The organism is Proteus sp. PR00208 (genome assembly GCF_016238545.1).
Classification (GTDB): Bacteria; Pseudomonadota; Gammaproteobacteria; order Enterobacterales; family Enterobacteriaceae; genus Proteus.
Window position 1 is genome coordinate 1 of sequence record NZ_JAEHQE010000004.1, and the last position, 11,186, is coordinate 11,186.

Genomic DNA, 11,186 nt, shown 5'->3' on the forward strand with positions numbered 1-11,186 from the left:
AGCCAGCCAAGCAATTCATATTTCTATCGCGTTTAACTCTTTGTTAGGTATTAGTAGTGCCTTGATCATTCTTTTCTTTGGCTACAATATTCTTAACATAATGAATACGCCTGAGCACTTGGTGCAAGATGGCTACAACTACCTGCATATTATTGGTATTTGCCTTATTCCTGAGGCCATTTCGATTATTCTTGCAGCTTGTCTGAGAGTTTATGGTAAATCTAAAGCAGCAATGTATGTCACACTGATCGCCAATATTGTTACTGTCATTGGTAATATGATTGTGCTTTATGGCTTTTTTGGTTTACCACAATACGGATTAGTGGGTGTTGCGTGGTCAACGGTTGTTGGTCGTATTATTGCAGTTATTTTATTATGTGGATTACTGTTCTACGGTTTGCGTATTAAATTCGAAGCCAAACAACTCGTCGTATGGTCTAAAAATATGTTAGGGAAAATCCTACATATCGGTTTACCTGCTGCGGGTGAAAACTTGGTTTGGATTTTACATTACATGACTGCATCGGCTTTTATTGGATTAATGGGCGAAGTTCCTCTTGCAGCACAAACGCTCTATTTCCAACTGTCACTATTTTTAATGCTTTTTGGCATAGCGATTAGTATTGGTAATGAAATATTAGTGGGTCACTTAGTGGGTGCAAAACGCTTTGATGATGCTTTTAATCGTGGGTGGAAAAGTTTAAAAACGGGTGTGATATTTACCATCGGGGTGGTTATTGTTTATTGGTTTATGCGTGATCCTATTTTGTATTCGATCACAGAAGACCAACGCATCATAGACCAATTGATCCCGCTGTTTATTTTGTCCGTCTTTTTAGAACCAGGTCGTACTTTTAATATCGTGATGGTGAATGCCTTGCGTGCTGCTGGTGATGCTAAATTTCCGCTGATGACAGCTATCTGCTTTATGTGGGGTGTTGCTATTCCGGTGGGCTATTTCCTTGGTATAAAAATGGAAATGGGCCTAATTGGTATCTGGATTGGTTTTCTTTGTGATGAATGGCTACGTGGCTTAACTAACGCATGGCGTTGGCGCTCTCGTAAATGGCAAACTAAGCGCTTGGATATTTAAATTAATATTAATAATTAATTTTCTGATAAAAAAGCTCCCTCATATTTCAATATTTTTTGAGGGAGCAACTTAATGTAATATCTATTTATTCTTAAAATAAAGAAGTGTTAACTCTATATCAATCATATAATAAAACTGGATATCATTAGGTATTTTATTTATATTATAATCTTTGAGTTCTTCAATAAAAGAATTAATTACACCATTGGTAAATTTTCTATTTTCTTTACTTAAAAGCAATTCCTCTGGTATATACTCTATTTTTTTTAAAAAATCACTCGTTATTTTCTTTTTTACTTCACTTTTATCAATAATTAAATTTGATAAATTATCCATTGATAAAAATGATCCATTTACACTTTTTTTTATCATTTTTATTATCAGCATTTCTTTACTTTCTTCTGATAGTTTTATTTTATTTAATAAACCAGTTTTATTTAATTTTTCCACACTGGATTCAATTATTTTCTTTAACTGATTAAAAGCATTTTCCTTATTTACAATAAACTTACCCTTATGTTTAATTAATTTACTTAAGTAATCTAATTTTCCTTTTATCCCGTTTTCTTTATTATTCAAAATAATTACTAACGATTCAATTAACGTTTTTTTATCAATAATACAGTCTACTATTTTCTCTACAATATCTGCATATAAATTTATCTTTTGGAGTTCATGTAATTTATTAATCTTAGAAAAGTCTTCTGTAAAAAAACCAGTAACATCTTGTTTCACATTTTTATTAAAGATATAAGAATACACAAATAAATAGTTTTTAATTTCATTAATTAATTTTTCATCATTTTTAACTATCTTATAATCCAAGGGTAAACCACTATCAATATAGTAATATATCAGATCTTCAATATTTACATCATCTATATTTTTTAGTGAAAATATTTTCAAAGAAACTTCGTTATTAAATCCTTCAATTAATTTATGTTTAGATATTTTAATTTTTTTATTAGTAAAAGCATTTTCTATATATCCTGCTAGTTCTGATTTTATCTTTGATGTAAGAATTTCTTTTTCTTCAGAGGTCAAATTTCTTTGGGGGAGTTTTGGTCTTGAATTTCTAATTTCTTGTAGTTCACGCTCATTAAAATCGTTATTACCACGCTCTGCTTCAGCATTCTGTTTATCTGTACTATCATTCTTTTCAAGAACAACATGATGTAATGCTCCAGTCATATCCATATAGATACTCTCAGTAGCTTCTGAGGACTGATCGCTATTGCTAACAATATCCGTTGAAACATTGCTATCATCTAACGGCATATATTTTACATAAATACCCTCTTCTACATAGTTTGAATAGCATTCTTTATTTTCTTTTAAATCATGAGAGGTTAATTTTACGCTTGATTTATTAGCCATGTTTTTATTTTCGACTGATAAAATTTCCTCACTAACATAATTTATAGGTTTTTCTTTATTATCACTTACAAAATTGGATTCTAAATATATGTTAGGAGTAAAAACAATACATCCATTATCTAATGATGAAAATTTTTCAGCCATGATATTATCTGATTTTTTTTCGAAACTATTATTAAAAAAATGATTTAGAACTATATTAGATGAAGTAATATTAGAAGGCATAATTATATCCTTATTAATCTATTTGTCATTATTATAATATCCTTTATAACTTATCTAACTATCAATTAATAACCTAAAAAATATTTTATTTTAAAAAACTTTTTGATGGTTTTTCACAAGAAATATGGCTTAACATAAATTTAAAAATATTAACAATAAAAAATAACCATTAATCAATATTAAATATTTATTATAAAAAATAATTATTTTTCTATAATTCTAATCGTTTTTTATGGTACAAGTAAGTGTTGGTTTTTTCTTATCAAGAAGATGACTTAGATTAAATAAAGAGAGAATACAAAAATAAAATACAATGTAATCTTATAATAAATCTCGTTGATGGTTTATTTCTTATCCGAAAGTTAATACCACCACAAATAGGGAAAATGACTCTGCGGGAATTATGCCGTTATCAAAAGACCCGCGTGTGCTTGTATTATAATGAGTTAAAGAATTAAAGGCGTTGGATGTTAAGAATATTAAAATCCACGACACTATAATTGTAACAGCAATACTACCTTCAGATCTTAATTACGATATTCCTACCATTGCCTTCTTTGGCTATTTAGGTACCAGTGCAGAACAAGTTAATAAGAAAAAAGCGCAAGTTATTTCTTATAAAGGTGGTTATCTTTATTTAAACAAGTAACTTGATATCTATTACGTCATTTAGCATGGTAACAAAACCATTTTGTGTGTTTTTATTTTTAAACATTATCAATTTCATCATTGAAATTTAAAATACAGCCACAATAAAAACCATGGGCACCACCATCATAATTTTAGCTTTTTTTAACTTTTTCCAATAATTCTTTTAATGTAAGATGCTTATTTTCATTCGATATTTTAAGCTGTTCGTCTATTTCATCTAAAAAACCACCAATTAATTTATTGTTATTTATTAAATTAAATCTAGCTTTATGTACTTTCTCTATCAATGCTAGATTTCTTTCATTTACCTTATCCTTTCCTGCTAGAATTTTTTTTTGTTTCTCTGTTTCTTTTAATTTCTCCTCTTCACTAAGCTGCTTAATAATAATTTCGCCTACAACACCATTTTCATGCTTGCTTTGCTCATTTTTTAAATATTGTAAGTAAATAATATCATTAACTTTTTTATTTAATTTGAAAAAAGAATCTAATTCAACCAATTTATTTAAATAATTTTCCTTATTAAAACCGTTTGATTTTTCTTTATTTTCAATCCCATTATAATCTTCTAAAAAATTAGAGACTTTAGCAAGAAAAGTATAGCCATAACTATTATCGCCATCTGATAATCTATCTAATAATGATATGTCTTTTGTTGTTTCAATCAAGGAGGATTTAAATTTATCCTTTTCAATATCTAATTTGTTTTCATTAGAATGAAATTCAACTTTATTATCATTAGATAATATCAGTGTATCATCGTTATTTAAATTAGATAGCGTTGATGATTCTTTTTCATCATGTTCACTTATTTCATGAGAATGAAAATTTACAGATTCATATCTTGCATCATCAAATTCACTTTCTTTTAAATAATTAGAATTGAATTTCTCTAGTAATTCAACATTATTATTCATTAGAGGTTTAAATTTCATATCTGTAATATAATCAATTAATAATATCTTACTCTTAAACAAACTATCTTGTTTACATGAATGAAGAGCGTTAATAGCTTCATCAATTGGAATCAATTCTCCATTCGGAAGCTCAATATCTTTCAGAATATTCAGTCTTTCTTTTAAAGTATTTTTTTCATTATCTATGTGAGTAGACTCTATCATCTCATTATCTATATTGTTTTGTTCTTCATTACTGATAATTAAAATTTTAGGTTTTAAAAATGTACTCTTTGTATTATATATAATTTTATTTTCATAACGATTAGGGTGAATAAATTCATTTATTGTATTCACCACCTTGATGGATAGATTAGAAATAGAGAGTTTTATTCTCCCGCCTATGGAGATTATTTTATTCGCAATAGAGGGTGACTTTCTACCAATTTCATTGATACCATTCATTATCATAATACTCATGTTATTTATATATAAATAATATTTTACTCTCAGTATTTCTCTCATCTATCACTTCTCTTTTCTATTTTTTTAAATAAATAGCATTTATTTTAAGAAAAAAACTTAATAACTTTCAAAAAAATATATTAATATTGATAAAGAAATAATAATGAATTAAATGAAGTTTAATGATTAACTTCACAAAAATAGAAGTCATAAAGTAAATAAAAATAACCTCACCTATACAAAACACGATTTTTTTTAATAAAGAAAAAACCAAAAATTAAACATTGATTAACATTAAAAAATTACTGTAAAAAAAATTATTTTCCTCTAATTCCCTGCTGGTTTTTTTATGATACAACAAGTAGGTGTTGCTCTTTCCAATAAATGAGACAACTAAGCTTTAATAGAGAGAATACAAAAAATCAAACACAATGGAGTCTTGTCATGAATCTCGTTGAACGTTTTATTTCTTATACAAAAGTTAACACCACCACTAATAGGGAAAATGGCGCTGCTGGCATTATGCCTTCATCAGAAGGTCAGCGAGTGCTTGCACTGCAATTAGTTGAAGAGTTAAAAGCGTTAGGTGTTGAGGATATCAAAATTCGTGATACTGCAATTGTTACCGCAACACTCCCTTCTAACCTTGATTATGAAGTGCCAACGGTTGCTTTCTTTGGCCATCTAGACACCAGCGCTGAACAAACGAACGATACCAAAGCACAAATTTTACCTTATAAAGGTGGTGACCTTTGCTTAAATAAAGAGCTCGATATTTATCTACGTCAAAGCGAATTTCCTGAATTAGAAAACTATATTGGTGACGATATTATCGTGACCGATGGCACAAGCCTATTAGGTGCTGACGATAAAGCCGCTATCGCCTCTATTATGGATATGTTGCAGTACTTTAAACAGCATCCTGAAGTTAAACACGGTACAGTTAAAATTGGTTTTGTGCCAGATGAAGAACAAGGTTTACGTGGTGCAAAAGTTTTTGATACTAAAGAATTCGGTGCTGATTTTGCCTACACCTTAGATTGCTGTGGTATTGGTGAATTAGTGTACGAAAACTGGAATGCAGGCGATGTTGAAATCACCTTTACAGGCGCATCAGCGCACCCAATGTCCGCCAAAGGTAAATTAAAAAACTCACTGTTAATGGCACATAAATTTGTTGCTATGTTACCGGGCGGTGAAGCACCTGAATATACAGAAGGCCGTGAAGGTTATTATTGGGTAAAACAATTAGCAGGTAATAGCGCGCGTACTGTATTAAAAATGGATGTGCGTGATTTCACCGAAAAAGGTTATGCGCACCGCATGGCATTTTTAAAACAACTCTCAGATTATTGTGAAGGTTTATGGGGTGAAGGCTCTGTCACTTGTAAACTCGCAGATCGTTATGCCAACGTGTTTAATAGCCTGCAAGGCGATAAGCGCTATCCTATCGATATTGCAGTGGCTGCTTATGAAGCGAATGGTATTACACCTCGCCCAATCCCAATGCGCGGTGGTTATGATGGTGCAGCACTCTCTCAAAATGGCCTGCCTTGTCCTAATATTTTTACTGGTGCTCATAACTTCCACTCTATTTATGAATATCTGCCAGTTAAATCGCTTTATGCGGCAAGTGATGTATTAAAATCTGTCGTTAAGATCACCGCTGAACGTTTTGCACCTGGAGCTAAAGCATGATCCAAATTCTTGCGGTCTTAGTTGTCGTTGTTATTGTCGCTAGAATGATCTTGAAAGGATATAAAGCAGAACCTGTTTTGTTAGTGGCGGGTTTAGCCTTAATGGCGCTAACGATGATGTTTGGTTGGGGAGATATTCTTCCTAAAAATGTCAAAACAACAGGTATTGGCTGGCTAGATCCTTTTGAAGTAATGCGTGATCTCTTTAGTAGCCGTGCGGCTGATCTTGGTTTAATGATCATGGCGCTGATGGGATTTGCACATTATATGGATCATATTGGTGCCAATGAGGCCGTTGTCCGTGTTGCAACTCGCCCATTGAAAAATATGCGCTCACCTTATGTGTTGCTATTTTTCTCTTTTTTACTCGCAAGTATTTTGCAACTTGCTATTCCTTCAGCAACAGGATTGGCCGTTCTATTAATGGGTACGATGTTCCCGATTATGATAGGGCTTGGCTTATCCCCCGCTTCCGCGGCAGGCGTAATTGCAACATCATTGGGCGTTGCTTATACCCCAACAGCAATTGATGCCATTCGTGGTGCAAAAGCGGTTGATTTAGGCGTTGTTGAATATGTGCTTTATTACCAAGGACCTGCGGCGATTGCTACCGTATTAGCCGTTGGTATTACACATATCTTCTGGCAACGCCATTGTGATCGCAAAGCTGGGTTTGTGCCTCAATTAGGCAAAATGTCTGAAGAAGCAAAGAGTGATAAAAATGTACCCGGCTTTTATGCCTTACTGCCAATGTTACCTATCATTATGGCAGTAAGTTCATCAAGCCTATTTGTTGAAGGTATTCACCTTGATGTAGTCACTATTGTATTGATTTCAATGGCAATTTGCATGCTGATTGAAACATTACGCTTACGTGATTTTAAATCAGTGTGTGCGGGCTTCCAGCATTTCTTAAAGGGTATGGGTTCTGCATTTAGTAATGTTGTGGGATTATTAGTCGCAGCGGGTGTTTTTGCTCATGGTATTAAAGTCAGTGGTGCAATAGACAGTCTGATCGTTATGGCGGAATCTGTTGGCCTACCACCATTTGCAATGGCATTGGTCTTCGCTGTCGTAACATTAGCTGCCGCGATTATTATGGGGTCAGGTAATGCACCTTTCCTTGCCTTCGTTGAACTTATTCCACAAATTGCCCATAGCATGGGCGTAAACCCAATTGCGATGATTTTACCAATGCAACAAGCGTCACATATGGGACGAGGTATGTCTCCAGTGGCGGGTGTGATCATTGCCGTATCGAGTGGCGCAAAATTACAGCCGTTTGATGTTGTAAAGAGAACAGCAGTACCGCTTATGGTCGGTTTTGTATTCCATAGTGCTATTATTGCTATCTTCTATTATTAATAAATATGCCTGAAGCAATAATTGTTGCTTCAGGTTATTTTCAAATAATAAACTTCTTAAAAATAAGTGAAGATAATTTATTGTTATTTTCATAAATAAAAAATTAGTTATATTTTATTTAAAATATATTTACTCAATCATTTTAAAACAAAGATAAAATCACTAAATTAATGAAAATTTTAACAAAACAATAAGATATTATTCTTATACAGCAGAAAATAAAACGCCTATTATTTATTTTGTTAAAATGATGACATGATATTAAACGCACTCACTCATTGCCATTTATTTTAACTATTCTGAGTTAGCCCACATTAAGTATGATAATTATACTAGCAATAGAATGGTGTATTCGTTCTATTGCATTTTTATTTAATCTTATTATTAGATATTAAAACCATCTCATTCTTTTTTATTTCTCATCACTTCTTTTTAAGAAAAAAACACAAAATGCCTCTCTTTTTATCAATAAATACTGCAAGAGAGCCAAAACGGTTGCTTTATCTTTGATATAGAAAAAATTACCAGTTTTAAAGTTAATAAGGGTGATATTTTCTCAAAATTTGTACAACCTTAGTAAATTCAGAAAAAACTTTCTCCCATAAATTCAGTATGATGTTTGTATCAAAAATAGAATAACCCATTGAATTTTCATACTGTTTATTGGATGCATGCAATGAAAGAACAATTATCTTCTCGTTGGAAAATATTGATAGCGGCAGTTAAGCAACAAGTAAAACCCGCTTTAGGTTGTACAGAGCCTATTTCGCTTGCATTAGCGGCTGCAACAGCAGCAAGTTACTTACAACTCGCGATTACCCGCATTAGTGCTGAAGTCTCTCCTAATTTAATGAAAAACGGTATGGGCGTAACCGTACCTGGTACGGGCATGGTGGGATTATCCATTGCCGCAAGCTTAGGTGCCGTTGGTGGTGATTGTAAAGCAGGTCTTGAAGTATTAAAGAATGCAACACCAGAGCATGTTGAACAAAGCAAAGCACTATTAGCCGCGGGCATCGTGAATGTTTCAATTAAAAAAGAGTGCCAAGAAGTTCTATATAGCGAAGTGACTGTTGAAGATAGTGAAAACAGCGCAACTGTCATTATTGCAGGTAACCACACTAATATTGTTAAAATTATTCATAACGGTCATGTTGTTCTTGATAACACTTGTGCTGGCGCAGAACAATCTGCATCACCTTGCGAAATAAAAGAAACGTTAACCCAAACCAATACTCAAGAAATTTACCAGTTTGTTACCCAAACGCCAGTAGAAGAAATTTCTTTTATCCTTGAATCAGCACACTTAAATGATGCGCTATCAAAAGAAGGTTTGAACAATACTTATGGTTTACATATTGGGCAAACTTTACAGCGCCAACAACAGCGTGGCTTATTAGCAAAAGATTTATTATCAGAAATCATGATCCGTACTTCTGCGGCGTCTGATGCACGTATGGGGGGGGCCGTTTTACCCGCAATGAGTAATTCTGGCTCAGGCAACCAAGGTATTGCCGCAACGATGCCTGTTGTCGTGGTTGCTGAATATTTACAAGTTGGCGAAGAGAAAATGGCAAGAGCATTAATGCTTTCCCATTTACTGGCTATTTATATTCACCATAAATTCCCTGCACTATCTGCGTTATGTGCAGCAACAACCGCATCAATGGGCGCAGCTGGTGCAATTGCATGGCTAATGGATGAACGTTACGAATCTATGGCTATGGCAATTAGTAGCATGATTGGTGATATCAGCGGTGTGATTTGTGATGGTGCTTCAAATAGCTGTGCGATGAAAGTCTCAACTGGCGCGAGTGCAGCTTATAAAGCTGTGTTAATGGCTCTAGATAACACTTATGTGACAGGTAATGACGGTATTGTCGCTCATGATGTTGATTCTACAATTGAAAATCTATGTGCACTAGCAAGCCGTGCAATGCAACATACCGATGTTCAAATTATTGAGATCATGGAATATAAAGCCGTTGCTAATGGCTAATTTGAGCGTTTAAAAAAAAGCACCCCATAATATTGGTTATTATGGGGTGAAACATAAGATCCTAGGAACAGGATCCTCCTCAAGTCAGGAGCTTATCAATATTCGTTACTGCTATTTACGGATACTACGGTTCAACGACTACGGTTACTTTACTGCTCTACTTCTTACTGCTTTTTAACACTCACTACAGGGTATTAGGTTAATAAGCCTTCTCTTCTGTGCTAGGCATCAATGCATCAAAATTGGCTCTTATCTCTTCTTCTGGTAATTGAATACCAATAAAGACCAATGTACTTTGACGAGTTTCATCTTCATTCCACGGTCTATCCCAATCAGCACTATAAAGGCGTTGTACACCTTGGAATAACAAGCGATTAGGTTGGTCTTTAATATTTAATATCCCTTTATAACGCAAAAGATTATCAGCAAAGCTTAATAATAATTTTTCCATTACGTCTGAAACTTCTTGTAACTCAACAGGGTAATCAAACTTTAGTACAATCGAATTAATGTCATCTTGCTTATCAGCCTGATAACGAAACAGAGGCTGTTTTACATCGAGGTTATCGTTCAACATAAAACCTTTTACGTTAAACAGTAATCCTAAATCAATTTGTCCATGAATAACGGTATGCACAGGCGCTCTAGCATTAATACGTCTTAGTCGTGCCATTAATTCAGGAGAGGCTGGAGTGACGTCTGTTTTCGTCAACAGAATGCGGTCGGCATAACCAATTTGTGATTGTGCAATCGTAAATTGATCCAGTTGTTGCTGAGCGTGAACATTATCAACAAGCGTGATAATGCCATCTAATAAGTAGCGCTGGCAGATGATCTCATGAGAAAAGAATGTTTGGCTAATAGGACCTGGATCAGCCATTCCTGTGCATTCAATAACTAATCTATCAAATTCGATTTCACCACGATCTAGGCTGTCACATAAGTCTAATAGCGTATCTTCTAATTCATTCGATTTACTGCAACAAATACAACCATTGGTCAGTGTTTTAATTTGAGTGGCTCTATCACCAATGATTTCATCATCAATAGGGACTTCACCAAATTCATTTTCAATAACGGCAATTTTATAGCCATGCTCTTCATTAAGCATATGACGTAAAAGTGTTGTTTTTCCCGATCCTAAAAAACCGGTCAGTATTGTCACTGCAATAGGTTCCATCATTTATCTCCTTTACGGATCATTAGCAACAGCGAAAACCGCCTTTACCATCACCACCGCCATAACGGGCTTCCTGACGCTCACGGAAAAACTCGTTATAGGTCATAACAGGCTTATCTGGATGGTTATCTTTCATGTGTTGCACATAATTATCGTAATCAGGAATACCTATTAGCATACGTGCTGCTTGTCCTAGATATTTTCCAGCTTGTCCTAAATTACCAAACATAAGTTTCTC

Annotated in this window: 8 protein-coding genes; 4 read left to right on the forward strand and 4 right to left on the reverse strand. The window is 33.6% G+C overall.

Annotated elements, in window-relative coordinates; all coding sequences use genetic code 11:
- Nucleotides 1-1,093 (forward strand): MATE family efflux transporter (locus JEP36_RS04445; RefSeq protein ID WP_198629905.1); only part of this gene is annotated, 1,093 nt, incomplete at its 5' end.
- 81 nt (nucleotides 1,094-1,174) lie between these two features.
- Here JEP36_RS04445 and JEP36_RS04450 read toward each other — a convergent pair.
- Nucleotides 1,175-2,695, reverse strand: coding sequence for a hypothetical protein (locus tag JEP36_RS04450; protein ID WP_198629906.1), 1,521 nt, complete (start codon nucleotides 2,693-2,695; stop codon nucleotides 1,175-1,177).
- Nucleotides 2,696-3,477: 782 nt separating this feature from the next.
- Nucleotides 3,478-4,707 carry a hypothetical protein gene (locus JEP36_RS04455; protein WP_198629907.1) on the reverse strand — a complete coding sequence of 410 codons (1,230 nt, stop codon included), beginning with the start codon at nucleotides 4,705-4,707 and terminating at the stop codon, nucleotides 3,478-3,480.
- Nucleotides 4,708-5,151: 444 nt separating this feature from the next.
- Here JEP36_RS04455 and pepT point away from each other — a divergent pair, with 444 nt between their 5' ends.
- From pepT to JEP36_RS04470, 3 genes are all read left to right on the forward strand, one after another.
- Nucleotides 5,152-6,405, forward strand: a complete 1,254-nt coding sequence (gene pepT / locus JEP36_RS04460) for a peptidase T (RefSeq protein ID WP_198619375.1) — start codon at nucleotides 5,152-5,154, stop codon at nucleotides 6,403-6,405.
- The gene (gene dcuC / locus JEP36_RS04465; protein WP_198619374.1) at nucleotides 6,402-7,769 is read left to right on the forward strand and encodes a C4-dicarboxylate transporter DcuC; all 1,368 of its coding nucleotides are present in this window, start codon (nucleotides 6,402-6,404) and stop codon (nucleotides 7,767-7,769) included. Before pepT ends, dcuC begins: the two co-directional genes overlap by 4 nt.
- Nucleotides 7,770-8,445: 676 nt before the next feature.
- Entirely contained in the window at nucleotides 8,446-9,768 is a 1,323-nt protein-coding gene (locus JEP36_RS04470) for an L-cysteine desulfidase family protein (RefSeq protein WP_198629908.1), read from the forward strand.
- 199 nt (nucleotides 9,769-9,967) lie between these two features.
- Here the strand turns inward: JEP36_RS04470 and yjiA are convergent, their stop codons facing one another.
- Nucleotides 9,968-10,948: a GTPase gene (gene yjiA / locus JEP36_RS04475; protein ID WP_109371655.1), complete on the reverse strand. Its 981-nt coding sequence runs from the start codon at nucleotides 10,946-10,948 to the stop codon at nucleotides 9,968-9,970.
- Between the two features lie 22 nt (nucleotides 10,949-10,970).
- Nucleotides 10,971-11,177 (reverse strand): YbdD/YjiX family protein, encoded by a 207-nt coding sequence (locus tag JEP36_RS04480; protein ID WP_004245057.1) that lies wholly within the window; start codon nucleotides 11,175-11,177, stop codon nucleotides 10,971-10,973.
- Nucleotides 11,178-11,186: the final 9 nt, after the last annotated feature.

Bases quoted from the DNA above. Each gene is read 5' to 3' on its own strand.
- JEP36_RS04450 (WP_198629906.1), bottom strand. From the start codon at position 2,695: ATGCCTTCTAATATTACTTCATCTAATATAGTTCTAAATCATTTTTTT.
- JEP36_RS04455 (WP_198629907.1), bottom strand. From the start codon at position 4,707: ATGAATGGTATCAATGAAATTGGTAGAAAGTCACCCTCTATTGCGAAT.
- pepT (WP_198619375.1), top strand. From the start codon at position 5,152: ATGAATCTCGTTGAACGTTTTATTTCTTATACAAAAGTTAACACCACC.
- dcuC (WP_198619374.1), top strand. From the start codon at position 6,402: ATGATCCAAATTCTTGCGGTCTTAGTTGTCGTTGTTATTGTCGCTAGA.
- JEP36_RS04470 (WP_198629908.1), top strand. From the start codon at position 8,446: ATGAAAGAACAATTATCTTCTCGTTGGAAAATATTGATAGCGGCAGTT.
- yjiA (WP_109371655.1), bottom strand. From the start codon at position 10,948: ATGGAACCTATTGCAGTGACAATACTGACCGGTTTTTTAGGATCGGGA.
- JEP36_RS04480 (WP_004245057.1), bottom strand. From the start codon at position 11,177: ATGTTTGGTAATTTAGGACAAGCTGGAAAATATCTAGGACAAGCAGCA.